The following is a 24,742-nucleotide window of genomic DNA, read 5'->3' on the forward strand; positions in this document are numbered from 1 at the left end:
CGCCACAGCACAGCACGCCTTCCGACAGGAGACCCGATGACCGCCGTGCCCGCCCGCGTCCCGGTGCTGGTCGTCGGCGGCGGCCCCAGCGGGCTGGCCGCCGCGATCGAGCTCGGCCGGCGCGGGATCGAGGTGCTCGTCGTCGAGCCGCGCACCACCCTCGACCCGCTGCGGCCCCGCGCCAAGACCACCAGCGCCCGCACCATGGAGCACCTGCGCCGCTGGGGCGTGGCCGACCGGCTGCGCGCCGTCGCCCCGCTGCCGGTCGCGCACGCGCAGGACGTCGTGTTCTGCACCGGGCTCTTCGGCCACGAGATCACCCGCTTCCGCCACGCCTTCGCCCTGTTCGACGAGCGGCAGGAGTTCCTCGCCGAGCCGGGCCAGCAGGCCCCGCAGAACGTGGTCGAGGAGGTGCTGCGGGAGACCGCCGCGGCGCTGCCGAGCGTCACGCTGCTGACCGGCTGGCGGGCGATGTCGGTGGTCGACGGGCCGCACGAGGCGCGCGCCGGCCTGGAGGCGCCCGACGGCAGCCGGCACGAGGTGACCGCCGAGTACCTGCTCGGCTGCGACGGCAGCGGCGGCATTAGCCGCGCCGCCATCGGTGCCCGCTACGAGGGCTCCTCCGGCGTGCTGCCGAACATGTCGGTCACCTTCCGCAGCCGGGCGCTCGAGGAGCGGCCGCTGTGCGCGCTGGGCGTGCACTACTGGGTCATCGGCGCCCGCCGCGGCGGGCTCATGGGCCGGCTCGACCTCGACGGCACGTGGTGGGCCATCGTGCAGGGCGTCGACGAGCGCACGGCCGGGGTCGACCCGGTGGCGCTGGTGCGCGAGCTGGTCGGCGCGGAGATCGACGTGGAGGTGCTGGCCACCGACCCCTGGTCGGCGCGCATGCTGCTGGTCAACCGGTACCGCGGCGAGCGGGTGTTCCTGGTCGGCGACGCCGCCCACCTCAACCCGCCGTGGGGCGGGCACGGGTTCAACACCTGCGTCGGCGACGCGGTCAACCTCGGCTGGAAGCTCGCCGCCGTGCTGCAGGGCTGGGCACCGGCCTCGCTGCTCGACAGCTACGAGCCCGAGCGCCGGCCGGTCGCGCTGCGCACCATCGACGCCGCGGGCAGCCAGGAGGCGTTCCTCGCCCCCTCCTTCGCCGCCGACGAGCTCGACGCGGACACCCCCGCCGGCGAGGCCCTGCGCGGCGAGGTGGCGCGGGCGCTGCTGGTCAAGGACCCCGAGTTCCACAGCCTCGGCCTGGTCCTCGGCTACGACTACGCCGAGTCGCCGGTCGTCGTCCCCGACGGCGGCCCGCGCCCGGCGGACGACGTCGTCACCTACACGCCGTCGGCGCACCCCGGCGCCCGGCTGCCGCACGCGTGGCTGCCCGACGGCGCCTCGGTCTACGACCTGCTCGGCGACGGGTTCGCGCTCCTCCGGCTCGCGCCGGGCGCCGACGCCGCCCCGTTCCTCGACGCCGCCGCCCGCGCCGCGGTGCCGGTGCGGCTGCTCGACCTGGCGCACCTGCCGGGGCTGCGCGAGCGCTGCGGCGCCGACCTCGTGCTGGTCCGCCCCGACCAGCACGTGGCCTGGCGGGGCGCGGCCGACGCCGACGTCGACGCGGTGCTCGACACCGTCGTCGGCCGCGGACCGCGGCCGGCCGTGGTCGAGGCGGCCGCCTCAGCCCGGTGACTGCAGCAGCGGCTGCCGGAGGTCCAGGTACGTCGTCTCGCCGGTGCTGATCCGGCCCAGCTCCTCCATCGCGGCCCGCAGCTGCGGCGGCGGTTCCTTGCGCTCCCCCTCGCGCGCCTCGGCCTCCGACGTGAAGTAGATGGTCTGCACCCAGCGCCCGTCGTCCGTGGTGACCAGCACGCTGCCGAGGACGTCGGGCCGGAACCGCGCCAGCTCGTCCGACGACAGCTCGGCGACCACCTTCCGCGCCCGCTCGGCGTCGGTCACCTGGCCCTGCATCACCTGCACGAAGCCGGCCGTGTCGGGGTCGCCGCTGAGGTCGACCACGACGTCCTCGCTGTCGAGGAAGGTCACCTCGCCGTCGAAGAAGCGCCGGGTCTCCTCCCACCAGCGCGACTGCTCCGGCCGCTCGGAGTTCCGCCGTGCCGCGTCGGCGGACTCGAAGCGGGCGACGACGACCACCCGGCCGTCGTCGGTGATCCCGCCCGTGCTGCCGAGCCAGCCGATCGACGTCGGCTGCAGCTCCTGCACCCACCGGTCCATCGCCGCCCGCAGACCGGCCGGGTCCGTCGTCCTGCCCTGGATGACCTGAGCGAACATCGCGAGCCTCCCGTCGTCGACGTCGTCGTCGTGTGGCCCCCGTGGGAGGGCCGACGCTACGACCGCCCGGGGGCCGCGGGAACGTGCTCGCGCCTGTCTCGATGTGCGACACAGGACCCACCTCGCCGACCGGGGCGGCCACGATGCGGGCACCCACGGCCGACGCACGGAGGCTCCCGATGAAGGCGCTCGTCTACCACGGACCCGGCAGCAAGAGCTGGGAGGACGTCCCCGACCCGACCGTCCAGGACCCCACCGACGTGGTGGTCCGGGTCGAGACGACCACGATCTGCGGCACCGACCTGCACATCCTGCACGGCGACGTGCCGGCCGTGACCGACGGCCGCGTCCTCGGGCACGAGGCGGTGGGCACCGTCACCGCCGTCGGCGACGCCGTGCGCGGCTTCGCCGTGGGCGACCGCGTCCTGGTGCCGGCCATCAGCCGGTGCGGCCGCTGCGACTACTGCCAGCGCGGCATGCCCTCGCACTGCCGCACCCTCGGCGGGATCGGCTGGGTGTTCGGGCACCTGATCGACGGCACCCAGGCCGAGCTGGTGCGGGTGCCGTTCGCCGACACCTCGCTGTACGCCGTGCCCGACGACGTCCGCGACGAGCAGGCGGTGTTCCTCGCCGACTCGCTGCCGACCGGTTACGAGGTCGGCGTGCTGGCGGGCCGGGTGCGGCCGGGGCACACCGTCGCGGTCGTCGGCGCCGGCGCGGTCGGGCTGGCCGCCGTGCTGACCACCGGCCTGTGGGGCGCCTCGCGCGTCATCGCCGTCGACACCAACAAGTTCCGGCTGCAGAAGGCGCTGGAGTTCGGCGCCACCGACGCCGTCGAGGTCGGGCCCGGCACCGTGGACGACGTCCGGGCGCTCACCGGCGGCGAGGGGGTCGACGTCGCCATCGAGGCCGTGGGCTACCCCGAGACGCTGCGCACCGCCTGCGCCCTCGTGCGCCCCGGCGGCTCGGTGGCCAACATCGGCGTCCACGGGGTGCCCGTCGAGCTGCCGCTGCAGGAGATGTGGATCCAGAACCTCACGCTGACCATGGGCCTGGTCGACACCGTGTCCATCCCGACCCTGCTCACGATGGTGGCCGGCGGGCGGATCCCGGCGGAGAAGATGGGCACCCACACCTTCACGTTCGGGCAGATCGACGAGGCCTACGACGTGTTCGCGAACGCCGCGGTCAACGAGGCGCTCAAGGTGGTCATCACGGCGGGCTGACCGGCCGCCGGGCGGTCACCAGCCAGCAGGCCGAGCCGAACTCGACCCCGTCCGGACCGGTGTGCTCCTCCACGGTGCGGCGCAGGGCGGCCTCGGCCTGCGCCCGCCGGCCGGCGTCGAGGTCGTCGAGCAGCCAGCCGAGCATCCCCAGCACGAAGTCGGTGGCGGTGGCCGCGTCGGGGCCGAGCCACTCCGGCTCCTCGACCCCGGTGAGGCCCACGCCGGTGAAGCCGGCGGCGGTGAGGACGGCGTGCACGCGGGCCGGGTCGGACAGCGAGAAGGGGTTCGGCGCGTCCGGCGGCGGGGCGGGGAACTGCCGCCCGGCGGCCAGCGCCCCGGTCAGCGCGCGGAACCACTCGTTGCGGGCGACGTCCTGCCAGACCAGCAGCACCAGCCGCCCACCGGGCCGCAGCGCGCGGCGGATGTTGGCGAAGGCCGCCACGGGGTCGCCGAAGAACATCGCGCCCGTGCGGCTGACCGCGACGTCGAACGACCCCTCGGCGAAGGGGTGCACCTGCGCGTCGGCCTGCACGAAGGAGACGTGGGGCAGGTCGGCCGCGGCCCGCCGGGCGACGGCGAGCATGTCCGAGGAGAGGTCGACGCCGAGCACCGCCCCGGAGGCGGCCCGCCGCCCGGCCTCGCGGCTGGTGCACCCGGTGCCGCAGCCGATGTCGAGCACCCGGTCGCCCGGACCGATCCGGGCGGCGGCGAAGAGCGCGTCGTCGTAGCGCGCCGTCGCGCGCTCGAAGACGTCGGCGTGCCGGGCCCAGTAGGCCCCCTCCTGGCCGTCCCACGCCCGGAGCTGCTCCTCGTTCCGCGGGTGCACCGCGACGCGCGTGGCTCCCATCGGTCCCCCCTCGATACAGTCCCTTTGGGATGATGTGGGCCTACTCCCGGGGGGACGATGTGTCAAGCGCCCGGCCACTGACGACGACGTCGTACGCGATCCTGGGGCTGCTCGCCGTCCAGCCGTGGAGCACCTACGAGCTGACCCGGCAGATGGACCGCAGCCTCGGCCGGATCTGGCCGCGGGCGCAGAGCAAGCTGTACGAGGAGCCGAAGAAGCTGGTGGCGGCCGGCCTCGCCGTGGCCACCACCGAGACGGTCGGCCGCCGGCCGCGCACGGTCTACGCGATCACCCCCGCGGGCCGGCGCGCGCTGGCCGACTGGCTCACCGCTCCCGGCCAGGGCCCGGTGCTCGAGTGGGAGCAGCTGCTCAAGGTCTGGTTCTCCGACTCGGGCACCAAGGCCGACACGCTGGCGTCGCTGGCGGCGGCCCGCGACTGGGCGCGGGAGCGCAACGAGGAGAACGCGCGGGCGGCCCGGGCCTACGCCGAGGGGGCGGGCCCCTTCCAGCAGCGGGCGGCCCAGACGGTGCTCGCCGGCGCGTTCCTCACCGACTTCTACGCCCTGGTCGACCGCTGGGCGGCGTGGGCCACCGGCGAGGTGGCGCGGTGGCCCGACGACCCCGGCCGGGCGGTCGCCGACCCGGCGGCGCTGCGGGAGGTCCTCCGCCGCGCGGAGTGGTGAAGGGCTCCGGCGCGGCGTCCGGCGCCGTTCCGGTCCACCTGCCGGGGACCCGCCGCGGCCCTATCCTCGACAACCGGAGGGCGCCTCTTCCCGGCGCGCCCCGCGCGGTCGGAGGAACCATGTCCGTGCGCCAGCAGCCCCCGTCCGCCGCCGGCCGTCCCCCGGCGGGCACGGGCCGGCCGCTCCCCCGTCGCGACGTCCGGTTCGAGCGCAACGTGGCGCAGGACCGCCCCACGATCCTGGGCTTCCCCGCCGAGTACGACACCGACGACGAGCCCGCGCCGGCTCCCCGCCGCGACCCGGCCGGCTCGCCGGTCCCCGGGGTCCGCGTGGTCGTGCTGCGACGGGCCGACCCGCTGGCCGCGGTCGCCCTCGTCCTGGCCGGGCTCGCCGCCGGCGCGAGCCTGTGGCTGCCGTGGGTCGACGGCCGGGACGCGGCGGGGCTGGCCCTGGTGCGCGACGGCCTGGCGGAGGTCCCGTCCGGGATGGCGGCGCTCGTCGCCGGGGAGCTCTGGCCGCCGCTCGCCGTCGTGCTCGGCGGCGGCGTCCTGCTCCTCCTCGGTCTCCTGCTGCTCCGCCGGGCGCGGACCCACCGGCTGGTCGGGGTGGGCGCGCTGCTGGTCGCGGGGCTGGCGGTCGCCGGCGTCGTCGTCCTGCTCGCCGGCACGGGCTGGCGCGCCGCCCGCTTCGACGCCGGGGCCTGGTGCGCCGTCGCCGTCGCCGCGCTCGGCCTCGCCGGGGCGCTCAAGGCGGTGCTCACCACCCCGCGCGTCACCGTGGAGCGCGCGGGGCGGTGATCCCCGGCACGTGCCGGGGATCACCGCTTGGTGCGCCAACGTTTGGTGGGCCAACGGTCTACCGTGGGGTCGTGCCCGATACCGACGACGTGCTCGCCCTCGAGCGCCAGGTGTGCTTCGCCCTGTCGGTGGCCGCCCGCAACGTCGTCGCCGTCTACCGGCCGGTGCTCGAGCCGCTCGGGCTGACCCACCCCCAGTACCTGGTGATGCTCGCCCTCTGGCAGCACGGGACCCTCGCGGTCAAGGACCTGTCCCGCCTGCTGCAGCTGGACCCCGGCACCCTCTCCCCGCTGCTCAAGCGGCTCGAGGCCGCCGGCCTGCTGCGCCGCGAGCGCGATCCGCGCGACCAGCGCAACCTGGCGCTCGCGCTCACCGACGAGGGCCGTGCGCTGCGCGCCCGCGCCGAGCGGATCCCGGCGGGCATCGTCGAGCGGCTGGGCATGCCGCTCGAGGAGCTGACCGGCCTGCACGCGGCGCTGACCCGCGTCATCACCGCGGCGCAGCAGGCGCTGACCACCCCCGGCGACGGCACGCAGACCGTCGCCTGACCCGCACAGGAGCGATCCGCATGGAACCGACCGGCGCGCTGGCCGACCCCGTCGTCCGCCCGGCGCCGCACCGGTGGCTCTGGTACGCCCTCGGCGGCCGGCTCCCCGGGCGGCACCGCGGCTGGGTGCTGCACGACACCACCACCGGCACCTGGTGGCTGCGGCACATCGCCCGCATGTTCGTGCAGCTCACCGTCCCCGTCGTGCTGATCATGGTCTTCCTGCCCGCGCCGCTGGGGCTGCGCGCGGCGGTCGCCGGAGGTGGCATCTTCCTGGCGATGATCTACTCCCTGGCCTACATGGCCGAGGCGACCGAGAGCCGGGTGGTCAAGGCCGGCTACCCGGTCGGGACGGCGCAGGCCGTCCGCGACCGCGCGGGCCTCGCCCGCCAGGAGAAGGAGAGCGACCGGAAGCGGGCCGCGGCGGCCCGGCGGGCCGAGCGCTACCGGGCCCGCGCCGGCCGCTGAGCCCCCCGCGGGTCGGCGGGTCGGCGGCTCGGCGGCTCAACCGAGGCGGACCCGCACCCCCGCGGCCGCGAGCCGCTCGACCTGGGCGGCGAGCAGGGTCCGCGCCGCGGCCTCGCACTCGTCCAGCTGCACCGCGATGTCGCGGTGCCCGGCCAGCTGCAGCTGGTCGACCTGGGCGGCGACGACCTCCGCGCCCACCGGGTCGAGGTGCCCGCGCGCGCGCACCACCCCGCGCACCCGGTCGCAGCGCACCACCAGCGCCGGTGGCTGGGGCGTCCGCTCGTCCTCCGCCGGTCGTGCCGGTTCGACGCCGGCCCAGACCGGCATGCTCGCCGCGTCCTGGCTCATGCGGAGAACCGTGACGCTCCCGTCCGGTACGGCACAGGGCCCGAAGGCCCTGGCGTGGACGATGGGCAGGTGCCCGCCCGCCCGAGCGCCGTCGCCGCCCTGCCGGCCGAGCCGGGGGTCTACCGCTTCCGGGACGCCGGCGGCCGGGTCCTCTACCTCGGGCGGGCGGTCCACCTGCGGCGCCGGGTCGGCTCCTACTGGGGCGACCTGGGCGACCGGCGGCACCTGCGCCGGATGGTGCCGCGGATCGCCCGGATCGAGGCGCTGGTGTGCGACTCCGCGCACGAGGCGGCCTGGGCCGAGCGGAACCTGCTCGAGCGCTCGATGCCGCCGTGGAACCGCATCCCCGGCGGCCTCGAGGTGCCGGTCCGCATCCGGCTGATCGCCTCCCCGGCGGCGCCGCGCCTCGACGTCGTCCCCGACGGGTGGACGGCGCCCGGTGCCCGCCTGTTCGGTCCCTACCTGGGCAGCCGGGCGGTCCGCCGGGCGGTCTCGGGGCTGCTGCGCGTCCACCCGCTCGACTCCGCCGGCACCCCGCCGAGCGCCGCCGCGCGCAAGCTGGCCCTGCTGCGCGGCGCCGCGGACGCCGACGTGCCGCGGCTCGCGTCGGCGATCACCGCGGTGCTGGACCGCCGGCCGGCGGCCGTCGCCGCCGTGCGCGCGGCGCTCACGGCACGGCGGGACGCGGCCGCCGCGGACCAGCGCTACGAGGCCGCCGCGCGGGTGCAGGAGGAGCTCGCCGGCGTCGACTGGGTCGTCGCCCCGCAGCGGGTCACCGCCACCGGCGGCGACGAGGACGTCACCGGCTGGGCCGACGACGTCCTCGTCCGGCTGCGCGTCCGCGGCGGCCGGCTGCGCGGCTGGGAGCAGCGGCGCTGCGCCCGGCCCGCGGACGGCGGGAGCGGTCCGTGGGCACCGTTCCTGCGGCGCAACGCCGAGCTCGCCGCCGTCCTCGCCCGGCACCCCGTGCGCTGACCGACGCGCCGAGGACGCACCCCGTGCACGGCCGGCCGGCGTGTCGGCCGCGGTGTCGTGCACGGGGTGCCTCCTCACGCCGGCGTCAGGCGTGCGGGCGCAGGCCGATCAGGTTCCCGTCGGCGTCCCGCGCCACGGCGATCCGCATGCCGCCGCCGACGTCGGTGGGCTCCTGCACGGTCTCGGCGCCGGCCTCGACCAGCGCGACCAGGGCCTCGGCGACGTCGTCCACGTGCCAGTAGGCGACCGCGCCGCGCGGGCCGTACCGGTGCCCGTTCGGGTCCAGGCCGATCGACTGGCCCTCGACGTCGAACTGCACGTAGTAGGGGGTGTCGACCGCCGGCTCGGCGCCGGTCAGGACGCCGAACAGCGCCTTCGCGCGGGCGAGGTCGTCGACGGGGTAGATGACGGTGCGGATGCCGGCGGTCATGATGTGCTCCTCGGGTGGTCCGGATCGGTGGGTCCCTCACCTGGCTGACACGCGCCGACCGGGGGATGTGACGGAGATGCGCGAGGACGTCCTGCTCGCCGCCGAGTTCGAGCAGCACCGCGAGCGGCTGACCGCCGTCGCCCACCGGCTGCTCGGCTCGCGCGCCGAGGCCGAGGACGCGGTCCAGGAGGCCTGGCTGCGGGTCAGCCGGGCCGACAGCGGCGCGGTCGACAACCTCGCCGGCTGGCTGACGACCGTCGTCGCCCGGGTCTCGCTCAACCAGCTGCGCAGCCGCGCAGCCCGCCGCGAGGACCCGCTGGAGGAGGCGGCGCCGCGGCACCTGCACGCCGTCCCCGACCCGGCCGAGGAGGCGGTGCTGGCCGACTCGGTCGGGCTGGCGCTGCTCGCCGTCCTGGACACCCTCGCCCCCGCCGAGCGGCTGGCGTTCGTGCTCCACGACCTGTTCGACGTGCCGTTCGAGGAGATCGCGCCGATCGTCGACCGCTCCCCCGCCGCGGCCCGGCAGCTGGCCAGCCGCGCCCGCCGCCGGGTGCGCGGCGCCGAACCCGCGGACGACGCCGCCCGCAAGCGCGAGGTGGTGTCCGCGTTCCTCACCGCCTCCCGCGAGGGCGACTTCGGCGCGCTGCTGGAGCTCCTCGACCCCGAGGCGGTGCTGCGGGCCGACGCCGCCGCCGTGCAGATGGGCTCCGACGTCACCGAGCTGCGCGGGGCCCGCGGGGTCGCCGGCTTCCTCTCCGGCCGGGCGCGGGCCGCCCGCCTCGTGCTGGTCGACGGCGCACCGGGCTGGGTCTGGTCGCACCTGGGCGAGACCAAGGTGGTCTTCGCCTTCACCGTGGAGGACGGCCTGGTGACCGCGATCGACCTCATCGCCGACCCCGGGCGGATCGCCGGGTTCGACATCGAGCCGCTCAAGCAGCGGTAGCGGACCCGGACCGGGCCGGCCTGCTGCTCGGCCTCGGCGCGACCTGCGGGCCGGCACGTCGAGGACCCTCTCCGGCGCAGCACGGCCCGGTGGCGCCGCAGGAGAGGCGTCGGCGGCCGGCCGTCACACGACGACCGCTCCGTGCGGGACGCGGGCGGCGTTGTCGGGTGAGAAGAACTCGGCCGGCGACAGGGTGCCCGCGACGACCGAGGCGAAGTCGTCCGCAGCCCGCCGGTCGCCCGCCGCCGCCGACAGCAGCCGTCCCACGTCGGGCGGCGGCGGCTCGAGGGTGGCCAACCCGGCGGTGAACTCGTACATCGGCAGCACGCGCGCGTCCCGGGCGCGCTGGTAGGCCAGGAGGGCGTCGTCGAACGCGGCGCGCCCGTCCAGCACCGTGTCGAGCGCGGTCGCGCACGCCTCTGCGTCTAGGAACGCGTTCGTCATGCCCTGCGCGGTGATCGGGTCCATGGTCAGGCCGGCGTCACCGACCAGCGCCCACCCGGGCCCGAAGGGCCTGCGCAGGAAGCCGCGCTCCCCGGCGCCCACGAACGGGGCGACCCGCGTCGCCGCCCGTACCCGTTCGGCGAACTCGGGGACCAGGTCCAGCGTCGCCAGGTAGTTGCGCTCGACGTCGGCTCTGTACGCAGGCACCTCCGCGTCGGGCCAGCCCACGACGACGAGGGTCGCCCCGTCGTTGGTGGGGATCGCACCCCAGCCGCGGCGGGGGCGGGCCACCGTGCAGAAGCCGTCGACCGGCAGGCCGTGCCAGTAGGTGTAGCAGCCGAACTGCAGCCGCGGCTTCGTCCGGTATTCCGGGGCCCGGACGGCTCGGGCCACCCGTGAGCTGCGGCCGTCGGCCCCGACGACGACGCGCGCCCGCTCCGTGGTCTCGCGACCCCCCGGCCCGTGCCCTCGGACCCCGACCACGGCGCCGTCCTCCAGGAGCAGCTCCTGCACCGAGAAGCGCTCGCGCACCTCGGCGCCGGCGGCGGCCGCCGTCTCGACCAGGATCGCGTCCAGCAGGTACCGGCGAGGGGCGTAGCCGGTGGAGCCGCCCTCGCACGGGTGTGGCGTCCCGGCGAGGGTGAACGGCCCGAAGTCGAACGAATAGGTGTCGATCGGCGGGCAGCCGGTCGCCAGGACCGCGTCCAGCAGCCCCCACCGTCGCAGCGCGGCGACGCCCGGGGCGTGGATCATGTGGGTGGAGATCGTGTCGCTCGGGAACGTCGCGCGGTCGACGAGCAGCACCCGGTGCCCCGCGCGGGCGAGGAGCACCGCCGTCGGGGAACCTGCGCAGCGGGCGCCGACGACGATCACGTCGTACTGCTGGGTCATGGCCGGACCTCCTCCGTGGACGGGACGGCGAAACGGTGGCCCGTCCACGCCGCGGAGGGATCGGTGAGCTCCCCTATCTCGGGCCCGGGACCTCCCGCACGGCGTAGGCCGCCGCCTCCGCCCGGCTGCGAAGGCCGAGCTTGGCCAGCACGTTGGCGACGTGGTGCTCGACGGTCTTCCGGCTGATGAACAACCTCCGCGCGATCTCCGGGTTGGACACCCCGTGACCGATCAGGTCCAGCACCTCCGCCTCGCGCGCGGTGAGCGGCCCTCCGTCCGGGCGGGCGCTCGCCGGGCGGACCCCCAGGGACCGCAGGAGCGCGGCGGCCTCGTCGGCGTCGCGGTCGGCACGCAGTCGTCGGAACTCGTCGAGGGCGGCGCGCGCCTCGGCCCGCGCGACTTCGGGACGGCGGGAGACCAGGGCTCGCGACAGCGCCATCCGCGTCCGGGCCAGCTCCCTCGGCATCTGCGCGCTGCTGAACCCGGCCAGCGCCTGCCGCAGGCAGTCGGCCGGGTCGGCGCCGGTGGCCAGGCAGACCTGCCCGCGGGCGAGTGCGGCCATCGCCACCAGGTGGGGGGCGGGCAGCCGTTCCGCGCACCGGGCGGCCCTCTCGGCGGCCTCGTCCGCCGCGTCCGCCCGGCCGGACGCCAGGTGCACGTCGACCAGGAGGGCCCACAGCGGCGCCGCGTCGGCGCTCACCGGGTCCTGCCGGGCCAGTGCCCGCTCGAGGACGTCGCCGGCGAGTTCCACCTCGCCCCGGGCGAGGTGGACCGCGGCCAGCGGGCGGGCCGCCTCCTCGGCGACGGCGAGGTCGAGGCCCTCGAGCAGTTGGCCCGCCTCGTCGAATCGGCCCTGCCGGACCCTCAGGTCGGCCAGCCGGACCAGCGCGCCCGTGCGCAGGGCGGACCGGCGGCCCAGGTCCCACAGCCGGACAGCGGCGACGAGCGCCTCCTCGGCCTCCGGCCACCGTCCGGCGGTCGTCAGCACACCGCCGTAGTGCGTGCGGCAGAAGCCCGAGACCGCCGGCAGGTTCCGCCGCGCCGCGATCGCCTCGCCGACCGCGATCCACTCGTCGGCCCGCCGGATGTCGCAGGCGTGCTCGCAGGCGGAGAAGAGCTGGCAGAAGATCTCCTCGAGGACGAAGAAGTCGTCGACCTCACCGCCGGCCACAGCGGCCAGCGCCTCGTCCAGCAGCGCCATGCCCGCCTCGATCCGGTCGCCGTGCACCATGGACGCCCCCAGGTAGGCGAGCGCGGCGCACTCCAGGTCGGCGTCACCGGCACGCCGGGCCGCAGCCAGCGCCTCCCGCAGGCAGGCCTCCTTGCGTGTGCGGTCGGGGTCGAACATGGCGGCGTCGAGCGCCACCCAGCCCGCTTCCGCCTCCTGCGGCACCTCGGACAGCAGCGTGCGGGCGCGGGCCTGCCACCCGGCGGCGACCGCGCGGTTGTCGAGCATCGCGAAGTGGACGCCGCCGAGGTTCCGCGCCATGCGGATCGCCCGGGTGCTGTTCGCATCGCGGCGGTAGGCGGCGTAGGCGCGCTCCCACTCCTCGGCCGCCCGCGGGAAGTCGAGGTCGAGGTACGCGGCGGAGCCGCGCAGTTCCGCCAGCTCACCCTCGGGCGCGTCGGGGCCGAGCCGCTCCAGCAGGCGGCGGGCCGTGGCGGCGTCGCCGGCGCGCAGCGCCGTGCGGATCCGCTCGAGCAGCTCCCGGACGGGGACCTCCACACCGGAATGGTGCCACCGGCGGGGGCCGCTATCGGTGGGGCTCGTCGCCGGCGGCGGCGAGCACGGCGGCCACCTGGACGGCGGTGGCCGGCTCCACCGGCAGGTCGGCCAGCAGCGGCTGGATCTCGTCGGGCTCGAGCCCCTCGGTGAGCAGCAGCTCGAGCAGCCGGCCGGCCTCGGCCGGCGGGACCGGCAGCGGCAGGCCGGAGGACCGCAGCGCGGCCTCGGCGAGGAACCGGGCGCCGCCGAGGTCGGCCGGCTCGGGCTCGGGCGCCGGCACCGCGCCCCGGGCGGCGGCCTCGGCGGCCCGGACGACGGACAGCGGCAGCCCCTCCGCCTCGACCTCGGCCAGCGGCACGTCGCCCAGCGCGGCCAGCAGCAGGTGCTCGGCCTCGGCGCGCAGCGGCGTCTCCCAGTCCCCCGCCCGGACGACGTCGCCGAGGTCGCCGCCGTCCTCGCCGAGCTCGTCGAGCAGCTCCGCCCACGCCCCCCGGCGGGTGTCCCGGGCGCGCTCGGCGGCGAGCACGCAGGTCTGCTGCACGAACGGTTCGAGCACCTCGCGGTCGAGCCGGTCGGCGTAGGTGCCGCCGTCGGCGGTGACGGCGTTGAGCGCGTCGGCGAAGCTGCCCGGCCGCGCGTCGCCGAGCTCCAGCCGGCCGTCCTCCTCCCCCGACAGCGCCTGCCCGGAGGCCGCCCGCACCCCGATCGTCATCCCGGTGGCGACCAGCCGGCCGCGGTGGCGCAGGTGGTGCGGCTGGTCGGACAGGCCCACGCTCCACGCGCACGCCTCGGCCACCAGCGCCGGCACCCGCTCGCGCAGCACCTCGCGCGTGAGCATCCCCATCCAGTCGACGTCGAACACCCCTCCAGGGTGCGCGGCCGGGGCGGCCCGCGTCACGTGTGGCGGGGCACGTCCCGCGGGTACGGGGGTCGGTCGTGGCGATGCACGTGTTCCGCACCAAGCCGGTCGAGCACATCGGGGAGTCGGAGGGCGAGGCCACCGGCGTCGGCAAGCTCCGCCGGAACCTCTCCGCCCGGCACCTCGTCGGCTTCGGCATCGGCGTGGTGATCGGCACCGGCATCTTCACCCTCACCGGCGTGCAGGCGAGGAACACCGCCGGGCCGGCCGTGGTGATCTCCTTCGTCGTCGCCGGCGTCGTCGCCGTCCTCGCCGCGCTCTGCTACGCCGAGCTCGCCTCCTCGGTGCCGACGGCGGGCAGCGCCTACTCCTACGCCTTCGCCACCGCCGGCGAGCTCATGGCCTGGGTGATCGGCTGGGACCTGTTCCTGGAGTTCGCGCTCGGGGCCGCGGTCGTCGCCCGCGGCTGGTCGGGGTACGTGGGCAACCTGCTCGACCTGCCGCCGTCGATGTTCGGCGAGGACTCGGTGGTCAACGTCGGGGCCGTGCTCATCGTGCTCGTCCTGACGCTGGTCGCGGTGCTCGGCATCCGCGAGTCGGCCCGGGTCACCGGCGCGCTGGTGATCGTCAAGGTCGCCATCTGCGTCTTCGTCGTCGTCGCGGGCGCCTGGTTCGTCACCGGCGCCAACCTCACCCCGTTCGTGCCGCAGTCGGAGGGCAGTGCCGGCGCGAGCGGCCTCGAGCAGCCGCTGGTCGGGTGGGCGTTCGGCCTCGACCCCGCCGTCTTCGGCGTCGGCGGCATCCTCACCGCGGCCGCCGTCGTCTTCTTCTCCTACACCGGCTTCGAGGCCGTGGCGAACCTCGGCGAGGAGACCCGGCGCCCCGGTCGCGACCTGCCGCTGGGGCTGCTCGGCACGCTGGCCCTGTCGACGGCCCTCTACGTCGGCGTCTCGTTCGTCGTGGTCGGGATGGTGAAGTACACCGACATCGACGAGGGCGCCCCGATCGCCGACGCCTTCGCCCAGAACGGGCTGGGCTGGGCCTCGGCCCTGATCTCCCTCGCCGCGGTCGCCGGCCTGACCTCGGTGATCCTCGTCGACCTGCTCACGGTCAGCCGGATCGGCTTCGCCATGGGCCGCGACGGGCTGCTGCCGATGTCGATCGCGAGGGTGAGCCCGCGCACCGGCACCCCGGTGCGCATGACGCTGATCTACTCCGCCGTCGTCCTGGTCATGGCGGCGCTCGTGCCGCTGGAGGAGCTGGCCAACCTGGTGAGCATCGGCACGCTGTTCGCCTTCGTGCTGGTCTCCCTCGCCGTGCCGCGGCTGCGGAAGACCCGCCCCCAGCTGCGGCGCGCGTTCCGGGTGCCGCTCTCGCCGTGGCTGCCGTGGCTGTCGGCGCTGGCCTGCTTCTACCTGATGGCGAACCTCGAGCTGGAGACCTGGCTGCGGTTCCTCGCCTGGATGGCGCTGGGCTTCCTCGTCTACTTCGGATACGGCTACCGGCACTCGCGCTGGCGCGCGGCGACGGGGACCGGGCGGGAGGCCGCCCCGGCGGCGCGGAACTGACAGCCGGTCCCCAGCCGGCGGTCATCGCGCTGTCGGCCGGGCGCGGCAGCGTCGACCACGTGGACGACGAGCTGCGCAGGACCCTGTTCGACCCCGCGGCGGCGCACGGCCTGGTGCTCGCCCACCGACCACCGGCGCCGTCGGCGGTGCAGGGGGTGGTCTCCGACGTGGTGTGGGGCGACGTCGTCCGGCTGCTGCGGTGGGCGACGGCGGCTCCGGCGCCGGAGCTCGCCGCCGGCACCTGGTGGCGGCTGGCCGCCGGGTGCGCCGACTTCCTCCGCCGCTACCCCGGCCTCTCCGCCGAGGTGGGCGAGCCGTGGGACGCCGGGCCGCCGCCCGAACTGGCCGGCAGCGGCGCCGACCGGGTGGCGGCGGCCGCCGACCGGCTCGCCGCCCGCCTGCGCGCGCCCGGCCCGCTGCCGCTGCACGTGCTCGCGGCCGAGGTGGACGCCCTCGGCGCCGCGGCGGTCAGCGCCCTGGCCGAGCGCTCCCTGCCTCCCGGCCGCTGACCGGCGGCGTGCGGGGCGCGAGCCGCACCGCGCGCAGCACCCCGGACGGCGGCAGCCGCCGGCCGCAGGTCGTGCAGAACCGGCCGCGCTGGTGCGCGGCGCCGCAGCGCGTGCAGGACACGGGCGCCTCCTCGACGTCGGTGGACGCACCGCACGATGCCGCCCGGGCCGCCGCCCGCCGCTCCCGGCGCACGCGGTGGGACGAGTCGTCCCGGAACCGTCACGATCGCGGCCGGGCGCATTGCGATCCCGTGACGCTTCCCCGAACACGCCGGGGACGGGTCGCTGCGCCGCGTGGCGGGCACGCAGCCTGGGGCCATGGATGCGGTCTGGGTCCAGTCCCTGCACAACCTCCACTGCCCGCGCTGCGACCACCGGCTGGTGCAGCGGGCGGGTCGCCACCTGCACGGGGTTCTTGGCGTCCCCGTCTACGTCGGCCACGTCGGCACGCTGGTCTGCCCCCGCGGCCACGCGCTGCCGGACCGGGAGCGGCTCTACGCCTACCGCGCCGAGCGCGGCCACGCCCCGAGCGCGCCGGTGTCAGAGGTCGGACCGCCCGCCCGCTGAGCGGCGCCCGCGCCCGCGCGCCGGCCCCTTCTGCAGCTGCAGGACCCGCCACAGCCCGGTGCGGTGGAGCATGTCGCGGGTGCGCCGGTCGGCCCCGCGCAGCACGACCGCCCCGCCGCGGGCCCGGCAGACCCGGTGCGCCCACAGGAAGCTGGCCAGCGCCGGGCTGCCCAGCGCGTGCACCCCGCTGACGTCGACGACGATCCGCCGGGCCCCGGCGAGCAGCGCGTCGCGCAGCAGCCAGCGCGCGTCGGCGTACCCGTCGGCCAGCACCCCGTCGTCGAGGGCGACGACGACCTCGTCGCCGTCGCGGGCCGGGTCGTCGCCGCGGGTCGCCACGCCGGTCATGGCACGAGCGTCCCCGGGCCACATTGCGATCCCCCGGACGGCGGCTTTGCGATTCCGTGACGGTCCGCCGCCGCGGCGGTCGCGCCCCGGCCGCGGTGGCAGCATGGGGCGACGTGCCCCCGCGTCTGCTGATCGTCGAGGACGACGACCACATCCGCACCGCGCTGCGCTGGGCGCTGGAGGACGAGGGCTACGCGGTCGACGAGGCCGCCAGCGGCGAGGACGCCTGCGCCGCGGTCGACGCCGCGCCCCCCGACCTGATGGTGCTCGACCTCATGCTCGGCCGGATGGACGGGTACGGCGTCGTCCGGCACGTGCGCCGGTCGCACGACCTGCCGATCATCGTGGTCAGCGCGCGGGCCGACACGCACGACATCGTCGCGGCGCTGGAGGCCGGCGCCGACGACTACGTGACCAAGCCGTTCCAGGTCAAGGAGATCACCGCCCGCCTGCGCGCGCTGCGCCGCCGGGCCGGCGCCGGCACGCCGGTGCGCGACGAGCCGCCCCGCGAGGTGGTCCTGGACCGCGACCCGGCGGGCCCGCTGGTGCTGCGCGAGGAGCGCGGCACGGTGCACCGCGGCGAGGTGCAGCTGCCCCTGACCGTCACCGAGTTCCGGTTGCTGTGCGAGCTGGCCGCCGTCCCCGGCCGGGTGCTCAGCCGGCAGGACCTGCTGGAGCGGGTCTGGCAGCACGGCTACTTCGGCGACGAGCGCATCGTCGACGTGCACATCCGCCGGCTGCGCACCAAGGTCGAGCTGGACCCCGGCGCGCCGCGGCTGGTGGTGACCGTCCGGGGGCTGGGCTACCGGCTGGACCCGCGGTGAGGCGCGCGCCCGGGCCGCGCGGCCTGCGGGCGCGCATCGTCCTCGCCTTCGGCGCCGGCGCGCTGCTGGTCTCCGCGGTGCTCGTGGTCACCACCTTCCTGCTGGCCCGCGGGTACCTGCTCGACCAGCGGGAGAGCACGGCCACCCGGCAGGCGTTCGCCGACGCCGACCTGCTGCGCAGCCGGCTGGCGACGGCCGGCGCCGAGGTGGGCGACGTCCTCTCGGAGATCTCCCCCGGCGGGTCCGACGTCGTCGTGCGCAGCGGCGACGCGTGGTACTCCTCCAGCCTCGACGTCGGGGCCCGCGACGTCCCGGCGCAGTTGCGCGAGCTGGTCCGGGACGGCGCCGCGGGGACCGTCCGCACCTCCTCGGCGGACGGGCCGCGGCTGGTGATCGGCGTCCCGGTGGCCGCCGCGGGGCTGGAGTTCTACGAAGTGGCCCCGCTGGTGGAGCTGCAGGGCGTGCTGCGCACCCTGGCCGCGGTGCTGGGCGCCGGCGCGGTGACCGCGACCGCCGCGGGCGCCGGCTTCGGCGTGTGGGCCAGCCGCCGGGTGGTGCACCCGCTCGACCAGGTCGCCGGGGCCGCGAGCCGCATCGCCGCCGGCGAGCTGACCACGCGCCTGCCGGCGACCGACGACCCCGACCTGGTGGCGATCGTCGGCAGCTTCAACACGATGGTGGACGCGCTCGCCGCCCGCATCGAGCGCGACGCCCGCTTCGTCGGCGACGTCAGCCACGAGCTGCGCAGCCCGCTCACCAGCCTGACCACCAGCGTCGAGGTGCTCGGTGCCCGGCGCGAGGAGCTGAGCCCGCGCGCGCAGCAGGCGCTGGCCCTGGTGGAGGAGCAGCTCCGCCGCTTCCGCACCACCCTCGACGACCTGCTCGAGCTCGCCCGCCTGGACAGCGGCGCCGGGGACGACGACCGGCCGGCGGTGGACGTCGCCGCGCTGGCCCGCGAGGTGGTGGCCGCGACCGGCCGGCCGCCCGCGCTGCTGTCCGCCGACGGGCCGGCGGTCGTCCGCGGGGACAAGCGGCAGCTCGAGCGCGCCCTGCGCAACCTGCTGGACAACGCCGACCGGCACGCCGGCGGGCCGCGCCGCGTCGGGGTCGAGCGGCGCGACGGCTCGGTCGTGCTGACGGTCGACGACGCCGGCCCCGGGATCCCGCCGGAGGACCGCGACCGCGTCTTCGAGCGGTTCACCCGCGGCGTCCACGCCGGGCGCCGCTCCCTGCCCGGCGCCGGCCTCGGCCTGGCGATCGTCGCGGAGACCGCCGCCAGGCACGGTGGCGCCGCCTGGTGCGCGGCGGCCCCCGACGGCGGCGCCCGGATGACGCTGTCCCTGCCGGCGGAGCCGTCGTGAGCGCCCGCGCCCGGCTGGTCGCCGTCCTGTGCCCCGCCGTCACGACCCTCGCGGTGCTGGCCGGCTGCGGTGTGCCGACCGGGGGCGCGCCCGAGTCGATCGCGCCGTCCGACGTCCCCTACGGGCTGGCCGAGCCCACGCCCACCACCCCGGCCCCGACGAGCTCGGCCCCGCGCGCCGACCAGCCGCGGGTGTACCTGGTGGGCCCGGACGACGTGCTGGTGGCCAGCGGCCGCGACGTCACCGGCGGCACGCCGCGCCAGCGGCTGGCCGACCTGCTCGAGCAGCTGGCCGGCGGCCCCACCGCGGGCGAGCGGGACGACGAGCTGACGACGGCCCTGCCGCCCGGTGTCCGGCTGACCGTGACCGCGTTCGACGGCGGCACGGCGACGGTCGACCTGGCCGGCACCGGGGACGTGCCCTCGGGCGAGCAGTCCCGCCGCGCCGTCGGGCAGCTGGTGCTCACCGCGACCAGCCTGCCGGAGGTGCGGGAGGTGCTCCTCACCCTCGACGGCGACCCGTTGGAGGCGCCGCTGCCCTCCGGGGAGCTGACCTCCGAGCCGCTCACCGCCGCCGACTACGCGGCGCTCACCGTCGCCCCGCCGTCCTGAGGTCGGCGGCCGCATGACGAGCTCGTGACGAGTGCCGCGCGGGGCTGGGCCGGTCGCGGGCGGGCTGCCAGGCTGGGGGCATGAGCACCCCGCGCCCGACCTCCCCGGCCGAGTCCCCGTCCATGACCGAGGTCGTCGACCCGCGCCGGGGCTCGGTGCGCGTCAGCGGGCACCTCACCGTGCAGGGCGCCGACCTGGTGCGCGGCACCGTGGAGTCGCTGCGCCGCAGCGGCCACGCCCGCGTGCTCGTGGATCTGCAGGACGTGCAGGCCGTCGACGCCGCCGGTCTGCACGTGCTGCGCGACGTGGCGCGGTCGCTGGCCGAGGGCGGGGGCGTGCTGGTGCTCGAGCCGGGGGCGGGCGCGCGGCCGCGTTGAGCCCGCGCGCCGCGCCGGGCGCCGATACGCTCGGCGCGACGTCGCCCAGCCCGTAGGCGGCGCCGCCCGCGCACCTCCCCTCCGAGGAGCCCGTCCACGGTGGTGCCCACGATCGCGGCCGCGGGCGTCGACCTGCTCGCCGCCGCCGACCCCGAGCAGCTGCTGCCGGCACGGCAGCAGATGGCGTTCACGCTGGGCTTCCACATCGTCCTGGTGCCGTTCGGCGTCGCGTTCACCTTCCTGATGCTGCTGGCCAACTGGCGCGGCCTGCGGCGCGGGGACGACGAGGCGCTGCTGCTGGCCCGCCGGTGGTCGCAGGTGGCCGGTGTCCTGTTCGCCGTCGGGGCCGTCTCGGGCACCGTGCTGTCGTTCGAGCTGGGGCTGCTGTGGCCGGGCCTGATGGGCGCCTACGGGGCGGCCTTCGGCATCCCGTTCGCCGTGGAGGGGCTGTTCTTCTTCCTCGAGGCGATCTTCGTCGCCATCTACCTCTACGGCTGGAAGCGGATGCGCCCCTGGCCGCACTTCTGGTCGGGCGCGCCGATCGTGCTCTCCGGGATCGGGGGCACGGCGTCGGTGGTGGCGGCCAACGCCTGGATGAACCAGCCGGCGGGGTTCACGGTGCGCGACGGGGAGGTCGTCGACGTCCGGCCGGTGGAGGTGCTCCTCAACGGCGCCTTCTGGCACGAGGCCGTGCACATGCTGCTGGCCGCCTACATGGTCGCCGGCTTCACCGTGGCCGGCGTGTACGCCGTCGGCATGCTGCGCGGCCGGCGCGACCGCTACCACCGGCTCGGGCTGGCCATCCCCTTCACCGTCGCCGCCGTCTGCGCGCCGCTGCAGGTGGTCGTCGGCGACATCGCCGCCCGCGAGGTGTTCCAGGAGCAGCCGGCCAAGTTCGCCGCGATCGAGGCGGTCGTGGAGACCGACACGCACGTGCCGCTGACGCTCGGCGGGATCCTGGTCGACGGCGAGGTCCGGTACGGCATCGAGATCCCGTGGGGCGCGTCGATCCTCGCCGGCGAGAGCCCCGACACCCGGATCCTCGGCCTCGAGGAGATCCCGGAGGAGGTCCGCCCCTCGGACCGGCTGGTCAACGTCGTGCACTGGGCCTTCGACGTGATGGTCTCGATCGGCTTCGCGCTGCTGGCCCTCTCCGCGTGGTGGGGGCTGGCCTGGTGGCGGCGGCGACGGATGCCGCAGAGCCGCTGGTTCCTGCGCGCCACCGCCGTCTCGGGCGTGCTGGCCGTGATCGCGCTGGAGGCCGGCTGGATCGTGACCGAGGTGGGCCGCCAGCCCTGGATCGTGGTCGGCCACATGCTCACCCGCGACGCCGTCGCCACCGAGGGCAACCTCTGGCTGTTCTACGGGGCCACGGTGGCCCTGTACGCCGCGCTCACGGTCGGCACCGTGCTGGCCCTGCGCCTGCTGCGCCGGCGCTGGGCCGCGGAGGACGCCGGCGGCGGGGAGGCGGGCGACACCGGGGACGTGCCGTACGGCCCGTCGCGGGCGCGCGAACCGGAGGCGGCGGGGGAACAGGCGTGAGCACCGTCGCCGCGGTCGTGCTCTTCACCGGCGTGCTGGCCTACGCCGTCCTGGGCGGCGCCGACTACGGGGCCGGCTTCTGGGACCTCACCGCGGGCGGGGCGCAGCGGGGCCGCCGTCCCCGGCACCTCGTCGACGCGGCGCTCGGGCCGGTGTGGGAGGCCAACCACGTCTGGCTGATCTTCTGCCTGGTCATGCTGTGGACCGGCTTCCCGTCCGCCTTCGCCGCGATCACGACCACGCTGTACGTCCCGCTGGGGCTGGCCGCGCTCGGCATCGTGGCGCGCGGCGCCGGGTTCGCGTTCCGCTCGGTCATGGTCCGCACCGACCAGCAGCGGGTGACCGGCGCGGCGTTCGCGGTGTCGTCGGTGCTCACCCCGTTCTTCTTCGGGACCGTGGCCGGCGGCATCGCCTCCGGCCGGGTCCCCGCCGCCGGCGGCGGCGACCCCGTCGGCAGCTGGCTGAACCCCACGTCGCTGCTCGGCGGCGTGCTCGCCGTCGCCGCCTGCGCCTACCTCGCCGCCGTGTTCCTCGTCGCCGAGGCCCGGCGGCGCGACGACCCCGGGCTGGAGGGGTACTTCAGGAACCGCGCGTGGCTGGCCGGCGGGGTCTGCGGCGCCCTCGCCCTCGCCGGCATCTGGGTGCTGGCGGCGGACGCGCCCCGCCTGTTCGACGGGCTGCTCGGCCGCGGGCTGCCCCTGGTGCTGGCCTCCGGCCTCGCCGGCCTGGCCGCGCTGGTGCTGCTGCGCCGGGCCGCGCCGCGGCTGGTGCAGGCGCTCGCCGTCCTGGCCGTGGCCGCGGTCGTCGTCGGGTGGGGCGTGGCGCAGTACCCGTACCTGCTGGGCACGCGGCTGCCGATCGCCGAGGCGGCGGCCCCGGCGCCGACGCTGTGGGCGCTCACCGTGGTGGCCGCGGTCGCCCTGGTGCTCGTCGTCCCGGCCATGGCCCTGCTGTTCACGCTGGCGCAGCGCGGGCGGCTGGAACACCTCTGACCCCGCGCGGCGTGCGGTGGCGCCCGCCGGGGTACGGCAACCGGGGCAGCGAGCAGTCCGAGAGCACACCCGAGGTGAGGACGACATGACCGCGAGCACGGGCAACCAGGACGTCGTCGACATCCTGACCGCCGACCACCAGGAGGTCCTCGCGCTGGTGGGCCAGATCCCGGCGGCGGACGCCGCGCAGCGCCGCGACATGGCCGACACGGTCATCGCCGAGCTCATGCGGCACTCGGTGGCCGAGGAGATGTACGTCTACCCGGCCATGCGCGACCACCTGCCCGACGGCGAGAGCAAGGTCCAGCACGACGTCGAGGAGCACCAGCAGCTCGAGGAGGTCATGAAGGAGCTCGAGGGCGTCGACGCCGCCGACGCCCGGTTCCTCGAGGTCCTCGGCCGCCTCGAGGCGGTGCTGCGCGACCACGTCACCGACGAGGAGACCGAGCAGTTCCCCCTCCTGCGCGCGCAGCTGTCGAGCGAGCAGCTCGTCGAGATGGGGAAGAAGGTGGAGACCGCGAAGAAGGCGGCCCCGACCCGCCCCCACCCGGCCGCCCCGCACAGCGAGCTGTTCCACAAGCTGGTCGGTCCCGGCGTCGGCATGGTCGACCGGCTGCGCGACAAGCTGACCGGCCGGTCGACCAGCGCCTGACCCGGCCGGCGTCGGCCGGGCCGGGGGCGCCCGCGGGCGGCTCAGCTCTTGCCGGACCCCGAGCTCCCCCCGTGCTCGTGCCGGTCCTCGCCGTGCCGCGCGGTGGAGATCTGCTTCGACGCCCCGGTCGTCGCGCCGGCGGCGCTGGGGCTCACCCCCTGCTTCTTCGCCTCGCGGGCGGCGGCGCGCTGGGCGTCCTGGTCGTTGTTCTTCGCCATGGGAGGTGCGTGCCCCGTCCCGCCGGGGGCGACACCTCAGCGGCGGGCCGGGACGGCGATCCGGTCGAGGTCGGCGGCGACGACGATCTCCCCGCCGAACTCCGCGGCGGCCTCCTCGCGGAACCGGGCGGGGTCGGGGTAGCGCTGGGAGAAGTGGCTCAGCACGAGCAGCCGGACGCCGCCCTGGCGCGCCACCGCACCGGCCTGGGCCGCGGTGAGGTGCCCGTACCGCTCGGCCAGGTCGGCGTCCGCGGCGAGGAAGGTCGACTCGACGACGAGCAGGTCGGTGCCGTCGGCCAGGGCGTGCACGCCGTCGCAGAGCCGGGTGTCCATGACGAAGGCGAACCGCTGGCCGGGCCGCGGCACGCTGACCGCCTCCACGTCCACCCGGCGGCCGCCGACGACGATCGAGCCCTCGCGCTGCAGGCGGCCGACGTCGGGGCCCGAGATCCCCGCGCGGGCCAGCTCGGCGGGCAGCATCCGCCGGCCGTCGGGCTCGACGAGCCGGTAGCCGAAGGACTCGACGACGTGCTCGAGCCGGCGCACCTCCAGGGTGCCGAAGGCGCCGGAGGCCACCGGCCCGTCGGCGGTGAGCGGCTCCTCCCGCAGCTCGGCGGTCTCGTGGAACACCGAGGCGTGCCGCAGCCGGTCGAAGAACACCTCCCCGGACGCCGGGTAGTGCGCCACGACCGGGTGCGCCACCCTGTCCAGCGACAGCCGCTGCACCACCCCCGGCACGCCCAGGCAGTGGTCGCCGTGGAAGTGGCTCAGGCACAGCCGCGTGACCGCCGAGCTCGGGACCCCGGCCAGCAGCATCTGCCGCTGCGTCCCCTCCCCCGGGTCGAACAGCAACCCCTCGCCGTCCCAGCGCAGGAAGTACCCGTTGTGGTTGCGGGTGCGGGTGGGCGCCTGGCTGGCCGTGCCGAGGACGACGAGCTCGCGGGCGGCCACGGCGCGGACGCTACCGGCCCGCCTCCCGGGCTCGATAAGCTCGCGACCGGCGGGCCTCACGCCCAACCCCAGACCGGCTCTCCACGCGGGCCGGCACCGCGGGGCAAAGGGGACTCCGGGAGCCTCGAGGCGCCGACGAGCCATGGCCTGCACGACCGACGGCTGCGGCGGTGGGCGGCGCGTGGAGCCGCCGGCCGCGGGGCGCAGCCGGGAAGGTCCGACCATGACCGTCGCCAAGCAGCTCAAGGCGCGCATCCGGGCGCGGATGGCCCGCACGGGTGAGCGCTACGCCGTCGCCCGCGCCCACGTCCTGGGCACCGCGGGGAAGCCCGACGTGGACGCCGGGTGGACGCTGCGCGGGGGCACCGACCCCGACACCGCGGCGCTGGCGAACGTGCTGGCGCACCGCGGCGTCACCGGCCCCGACGGCCCGCTGGGCGAGCCGCTGCTCCTCGTCGTCGGCGGCGGGCTGGGCGCCGGCTACATCCTCTGGGAGTTCGCCCACGACGACAGCCGCGTCGTCACCCTCGGCTTCACCCACTCCTGGCAGTACTTCGACCGGCGGCTGGCCACGACCGTGGACCGGCTCGGGCTGGACGCCGCGTGGTCGCGGGGGGGGGGGGGGGGGGGGGGGGGGGGGGGGGGGGGGGGGGGGGGGGGGGGGGGGGGGGGGGGGGGGGGGGGGGGGGGGGGGGGGGGGGCCGGGCGGCGGGGTCGCGCGGGGCCGGGCGCTGACCCTGGCGCGCGGCAGACTC

Annotated in this window: 28 protein-coding genes; 18 read left to right on the forward strand and 10 right to left on the reverse strand. The window is 76.8% G+C overall.

Annotation, left to right across the window (positions count from 1 at the left end):
• Nucleotides 1–36 precede the first annotated feature (36 nt).
• Complete coding sequence (locus tag ACI78S_RS08535) at nucleotides 37–1,683, forward strand: FAD-dependent monooxygenase (RefSeq protein ID WP_456972165.1); 1,647 nt, start codon at nucleotides 37–39, stop codon at nucleotides 1,681–1,683.
• Here ACI78S_RS08535 and ACI78S_RS08540 read toward each other — a convergent pair.
• Complete coding sequence (locus tag ACI78S_RS08540) at nucleotides 1,672–2,283, reverse strand: hypothetical protein (protein WP_456972167.1); 612 nt, start codon at nucleotides 2,281–2,283, stop codon at nucleotides 1,672–1,674. The genes ACI78S_RS08535 and ACI78S_RS08540 overlap by 12 nt on opposite strands.
• A gap of 179 nt (nucleotides 2,284–2,462) precedes the next feature.
• Between ACI78S_RS08540 and ACI78S_RS08545 the strand changes: the two genes are divergently transcribed.
• Nucleotides 2,463–3,509: an alcohol dehydrogenase catalytic domain-containing protein gene (locus ACI78S_RS08545; RefSeq protein ID WP_456972169.1), complete on the forward strand. Its 1,047-nt coding sequence runs from the start codon at nucleotides 2,463–2,465 to the stop codon at nucleotides 3,507–3,509.
• On the opposite strand, the gene ACI78S_RS08550 is transcribed toward ACI78S_RS08545, so the two are convergent.
• Nucleotides 3,496–4,356 carry a class I SAM-dependent methyltransferase gene (locus ACI78S_RS08550; protein WP_456972171.1) on the reverse strand — a complete coding sequence of 287 codons (861 nt, stop codon included), beginning with the start codon at nucleotides 4,354–4,356 and terminating at the stop codon, nucleotides 3,496–3,498. The two genes, ACI78S_RS08545 and ACI78S_RS08550, sit on opposite strands and share 14 nt — an antisense overlap.
• A gap of 59 nt (nucleotides 4,357–4,415) precedes the next feature.
• Between ACI78S_RS08550 and ACI78S_RS08555 the strand changes: the two genes are divergently transcribed.
• The 4 genes from ACI78S_RS08555 to ACI78S_RS08570 all read left to right on the forward strand — a co-directional run bounded on the left by ACI78S_RS08555 (nucleotide 4,416) and on the right by ACI78S_RS08570 (nucleotide 6,851).
• A complete protein-coding gene (locus ACI78S_RS08555) occupies nucleotides 4,416–5,039 on the forward strand; it encodes a helix-turn-helix transcriptional regulator (RefSeq protein ID WP_456972173.1) in 624 nt (207 codons plus the stop codon).
• A gap of 125 nt (nucleotides 5,040–5,164) precedes the next feature.
• Complete coding sequence (locus ACI78S_RS08560; RefSeq protein ID WP_456972175.1) at nucleotides 5,165–5,836, forward strand: hypothetical protein; 672 nt, start codon at nucleotides 5,165–5,167, stop codon at nucleotides 5,834–5,836.
• A gap of 71 nt (nucleotides 5,837–5,907) precedes the next feature.
• Nucleotides 5,908–6,384 (forward strand): MarR family winged helix-turn-helix transcriptional regulator, encoded by a 477-nt coding sequence (locus ACI78S_RS08565; protein ID WP_456972177.1) that lies wholly within the window; start codon nucleotides 5,908–5,910, stop codon nucleotides 6,382–6,384.
• Between the two features lie 20 nt (nucleotides 6,385–6,404).
• Nucleotides 6,405–6,851, forward strand: coding sequence for a DUF5313 family protein (locus ACI78S_RS08570; protein ID WP_456972179.1), 447 nt, complete (start codon nucleotides 6,405–6,407; stop codon nucleotides 6,849–6,851).
• Between the two features lie 36 nt (nucleotides 6,852–6,887).
• On the opposite strand, the gene ACI78S_RS08575 is transcribed toward ACI78S_RS08570, so the two are convergent.
• Entirely contained in the window at nucleotides 6,888–7,199 is a 312-nt protein-coding gene (locus ACI78S_RS08575; RefSeq protein ID WP_456972181.1) for a hypothetical protein, read from the reverse strand.
• 69 nt (nucleotides 7,200–7,268) lie between these two features.
• Between ACI78S_RS08575 and ACI78S_RS08580 the strand changes: the two genes are divergently transcribed.
• Nucleotides 7,269–8,174, forward strand: coding sequence for a nucleotide excision repair endonuclease (locus ACI78S_RS08580; RefSeq protein ID WP_456972183.1), 906 nt, complete (start codon nucleotides 7,269–7,271; stop codon nucleotides 8,172–8,174).
• A gap of 85 nt (nucleotides 8,175–8,259) precedes the next feature.
• On the opposite strand, the gene ACI78S_RS08585 is transcribed toward ACI78S_RS08580, so the two are convergent.
• Nucleotides 8,260–8,604, reverse strand: a complete 345-nt coding sequence (locus ACI78S_RS08585) for a VOC family protein (RefSeq protein ID WP_456972185.1) — start codon at nucleotides 8,602–8,604, stop codon at nucleotides 8,260–8,262.
• Nucleotides 8,605–8,680: 76 nt separating this feature from the next.
• Here ACI78S_RS08585 and ACI78S_RS08590 point away from each other — a divergent pair, with 76 nt between their 5' ends.
• Nucleotides 8,681–9,547 (forward strand): sigma-70 family RNA polymerase sigma factor, encoded by an 867-nt coding sequence (locus ACI78S_RS08590; protein ID WP_456972187.1) that lies wholly within the window; start codon nucleotides 8,681–8,683, stop codon nucleotides 9,545–9,547.
• 123 nt (nucleotides 9,548–9,670) lie between these two features.
• On the opposite strand, the gene ACI78S_RS08595 is transcribed toward ACI78S_RS08590, so the two are convergent.
• The 3 genes from ACI78S_RS08595 to ACI78S_RS08605 form a co-directional block, all read right to left on the reverse strand.
• Nucleotides 9,671–10,882: an NAD(P)/FAD-dependent oxidoreductase gene (locus tag ACI78S_RS08595; protein ID WP_456972189.1), complete on the reverse strand. Its 1,212-nt coding sequence runs from the start codon at nucleotides 10,880–10,882 to the stop codon at nucleotides 9,671–9,673.
• Between the two features lie 73 nt (nucleotides 10,883–10,955).
• The gene (locus ACI78S_RS08600) at nucleotides 10,956–12,608 is read right to left on the reverse strand and encodes a LuxR C-terminal-related transcriptional regulator (RefSeq protein WP_456972191.1); all 1,653 of its coding nucleotides are present in this window, start codon (nucleotides 12,606–12,608) and stop codon (nucleotides 10,956–10,958) included.
• 28 nt (nucleotides 12,609–12,636) lie between these two features.
• Nucleotides 12,637–13,470 (reverse strand): hypothetical protein, encoded by an 834-nt coding sequence (locus tag ACI78S_RS08605; protein ID WP_456972193.1) that lies wholly within the window; start codon nucleotides 13,468–13,470, stop codon nucleotides 12,637–12,639.
• An 80-nt stretch (nucleotides 13,471–13,550) separates the two neighbouring features.
• Between ACI78S_RS08605 and ACI78S_RS08610 the strand changes: the two genes are divergently transcribed.
• The 3 genes from ACI78S_RS08610 (at nucleotide 13,551) to ACI78S_RS08620 (ending at nucleotide 16,111) form a co-directional block, all read left to right on the forward strand.
• The gene (locus tag ACI78S_RS08610) at nucleotides 13,551–15,035 is read left to right on the forward strand and encodes an amino acid permease (RefSeq protein WP_456972223.1); all 1,485 of its coding nucleotides are present in this window, start codon (nucleotides 13,551–13,553) and stop codon (nucleotides 15,033–15,035) included.
• A 59-nt stretch (nucleotides 15,036–15,094) separates the two neighbouring features.
• Nucleotides 15,095–15,544 (forward strand): hypothetical protein, encoded by a 450-nt coding sequence (locus ACI78S_RS08615; RefSeq protein WP_456972195.1) that lies wholly within the window; start codon nucleotides 15,095–15,097, stop codon nucleotides 15,542–15,544.
• A 318-nt stretch (nucleotides 15,545–15,862) separates the two neighbouring features.
• Entirely contained in the window at nucleotides 15,863–16,111 is a 249-nt protein-coding gene (locus tag ACI78S_RS08620) for a hypothetical protein (RefSeq protein ID WP_456972197.1), read from the forward strand.
• On the opposite strand, the gene ACI78S_RS08625 is transcribed toward ACI78S_RS08620, so the two are convergent.
• Nucleotides 16,085–16,459, reverse strand: a complete 375-nt coding sequence (locus tag ACI78S_RS08625; protein ID WP_456972199.1) for an STAS domain-containing protein — start codon at nucleotides 16,457–16,459, stop codon at nucleotides 16,085–16,087. The two genes, ACI78S_RS08620 and ACI78S_RS08625, sit on opposite strands and share 27 nt — an antisense overlap.
• 113 nt (nucleotides 16,460–16,572) lie before the next feature.
• Here ACI78S_RS08625 and ACI78S_RS08630 point away from each other — a divergent pair, with 113 nt between their 5' ends.
• The 7 genes from ACI78S_RS08630 to ACI78S_RS08660 all read left to right on the forward strand — a co-directional run bounded on the left by ACI78S_RS08630 (nucleotide 16,573) and on the right by ACI78S_RS08660 (nucleotide 22,818).
• Nucleotides 16,573–17,283: a response regulator gene (locus ACI78S_RS08630; RefSeq protein WP_456972201.1), complete on the forward strand. Its 711-nt coding sequence runs from the start codon at nucleotides 16,573–16,575 to the stop codon at nucleotides 17,281–17,283.
• The gene (locus ACI78S_RS08635; RefSeq protein WP_456972203.1) at nucleotides 17,280–18,644 is read left to right on the forward strand and encodes a sensor histidine kinase; all 1,365 of its coding nucleotides are present in this window, start codon (nucleotides 17,280–17,282) and stop codon (nucleotides 18,642–18,644) included. Before ACI78S_RS08630 ends, ACI78S_RS08635 begins: the two co-directional genes overlap by 4 nt.
• Nucleotides 18,641–19,255, forward strand: coding sequence for a GerMN domain-containing protein (locus ACI78S_RS08640; protein ID WP_456972205.1), 615 nt, complete (start codon nucleotides 18,641–18,643; stop codon nucleotides 19,253–19,255). The genes ACI78S_RS08635 and ACI78S_RS08640 overlap by 4 nt, the downstream gene beginning before the upstream one ends.
• Before the next feature lie 80 nt (nucleotides 19,256–19,335).
• A complete protein-coding gene (locus ACI78S_RS08645) occupies nucleotides 19,336–19,632 on the forward strand; it encodes an STAS domain-containing protein (protein WP_456972207.1) in 297 nt (98 codons plus the stop codon).
• A 99-nt stretch (nucleotides 19,633–19,731) separates the two neighbouring features.
• Nucleotides 19,732–21,174: a cytochrome ubiquinol oxidase subunit I gene (locus ACI78S_RS08650; RefSeq protein WP_456972209.1), complete on the forward strand. Its 1,443-nt coding sequence runs from the start codon at nucleotides 19,732–19,734 to the stop codon at nucleotides 21,172–21,174.
• Nucleotides 21,171–22,166, forward strand: coding sequence for a cytochrome d ubiquinol oxidase subunit II (locus tag ACI78S_RS08655; protein WP_456972211.1), 996 nt, complete (start codon nucleotides 21,171–21,173; stop codon nucleotides 22,164–22,166). The genes ACI78S_RS08650 and ACI78S_RS08655 overlap by 4 nt, the downstream gene beginning before the upstream one ends.
• 85 nt (nucleotides 22,167–22,251) lie before the next feature.
• On the forward strand, nucleotides 22,252–22,818 hold the full coding sequence (locus ACI78S_RS08660; protein ID WP_456972213.1) for a hemerythrin domain-containing protein: 567 nt from the start codon (nucleotides 22,252–22,254) through the stop codon (nucleotides 22,816–22,818).
• Nucleotides 22,819–22,859: 41 nt separating this feature from the next.
• Here ACI78S_RS08660 and ACI78S_RS08665 read toward each other — a convergent pair whose 3' ends face one another.
• Nucleotides 22,860–23,036 carry a hypothetical protein gene (locus ACI78S_RS08665; protein WP_456972215.1) on the reverse strand — a complete coding sequence of 59 codons (177 nt, stop codon included), beginning with the start codon at nucleotides 23,034–23,036 and terminating at the stop codon, nucleotides 22,860–22,862.
• A gap of 36 nt (nucleotides 23,037–23,072) precedes the next feature.
• Nucleotides 23,073–23,987, reverse strand: coding sequence for a ribonuclease Z (locus ACI78S_RS08670; RefSeq protein ID WP_456972217.1), 915 nt, complete (start codon nucleotides 23,985–23,987; stop codon nucleotides 23,073–23,075).
• Nucleotides 23,988–24,742: the final 755 nt, after the last annotated feature.

The organism is Geodermatophilus sp. SYSU D00815 (genome assembly GCF_054050035.1).

Bases quoted from the DNA above. Each gene is read 5' to 3' on its own strand.
- ACI78S_RS08535 (WP_456972165.1), top strand. From the start codon at position 37: ATGACCGCCGTGCCCGCCCGCGTCCCGGTGCTGGTCGTCGGCGGCGGC.
- ACI78S_RS08540 (WP_456972167.1), bottom strand. From the start codon at position 2,283: ATGTTCGCTCAGGTCATCCAGGGCAGGACGACGGACCCGGCCGGTCTG.
- ACI78S_RS08545 (WP_456972169.1), top strand. From the start codon at position 2,463: ATGAAGGCGCTCGTCTACCACGGACCCGGCAGCAAGAGCTGGGAGGAC.
- ACI78S_RS08550 (WP_456972171.1), bottom strand. From the start codon at position 4,356: ATGGGAGCCACGCGCGTCGCGGTGCACCCGCGGAACGAGGAGCAGCTC.
- ACI78S_RS08570 (WP_456972179.1), top strand. From the start codon at position 6,405: ATGGAACCGACCGGCGCGCTGGCCGACCCCGTCGTCCGCCCGGCGCCG.
- ACI78S_RS08575 (WP_456972181.1), bottom strand. From the start codon at position 7,199: ATGAGCCAGGACGCGGCGAGCATGCCGGTCTGGGCCGGCGTCGAACCG.
- ACI78S_RS08585 (WP_456972185.1), bottom strand. From the start codon at position 8,604: ATGACCGCCGGCATCCGCACCGTCATCTACCCCGTCGACGACCTCGCC.
- ACI78S_RS08590 (WP_456972187.1), top strand. From the start codon at position 8,681: ATGCGCGAGGACGTCCTGCTCGCCGCCGAGTTCGAGCAGCACCGCGAG.
- ACI78S_RS08595 (WP_456972189.1), bottom strand. From the start codon at position 10,882: ATGACCCAGCAGTACGACGTGATCGTCGTCGGCGCCCGCTGCGCAGGT.
- ACI78S_RS08610 (WP_456972223.1), top strand. From the start codon at position 13,551: ATGCACGTGTTCCGCACCAAGCCGGTCGAGCACATCGGGGAGTCGGAG.
- ACI78S_RS08620 (WP_456972197.1), top strand. From the start codon at position 15,863: ATGGATGCGGTCTGGGTCCAGTCCCTGCACAACCTCCACTGCCCGCGC.
- ACI78S_RS08625 (WP_456972199.1), bottom strand. From the start codon at position 16,459: ATGACCGGCGTGGCGACCCGCGGCGACGACCCGGCCCGCGACGGCGAC.
- ACI78S_RS08645 (WP_456972207.1), top strand. From the start codon at position 19,336: ATGAGCACCCCGCGCCCGACCTCCCCGGCCGAGTCCCCGTCCATGACC.
- ACI78S_RS08660 (WP_456972213.1), top strand. From the start codon at position 22,252: ATGACCGCGAGCACGGGCAACCAGGACGTCGTCGACATCCTGACCGCC.
- ACI78S_RS08665 (WP_456972215.1), bottom strand. From the start codon at position 23,036: ATGGCGAAGAACAACGACCAGGACGCCCAGCGCGCCGCCGCCCGCGAG.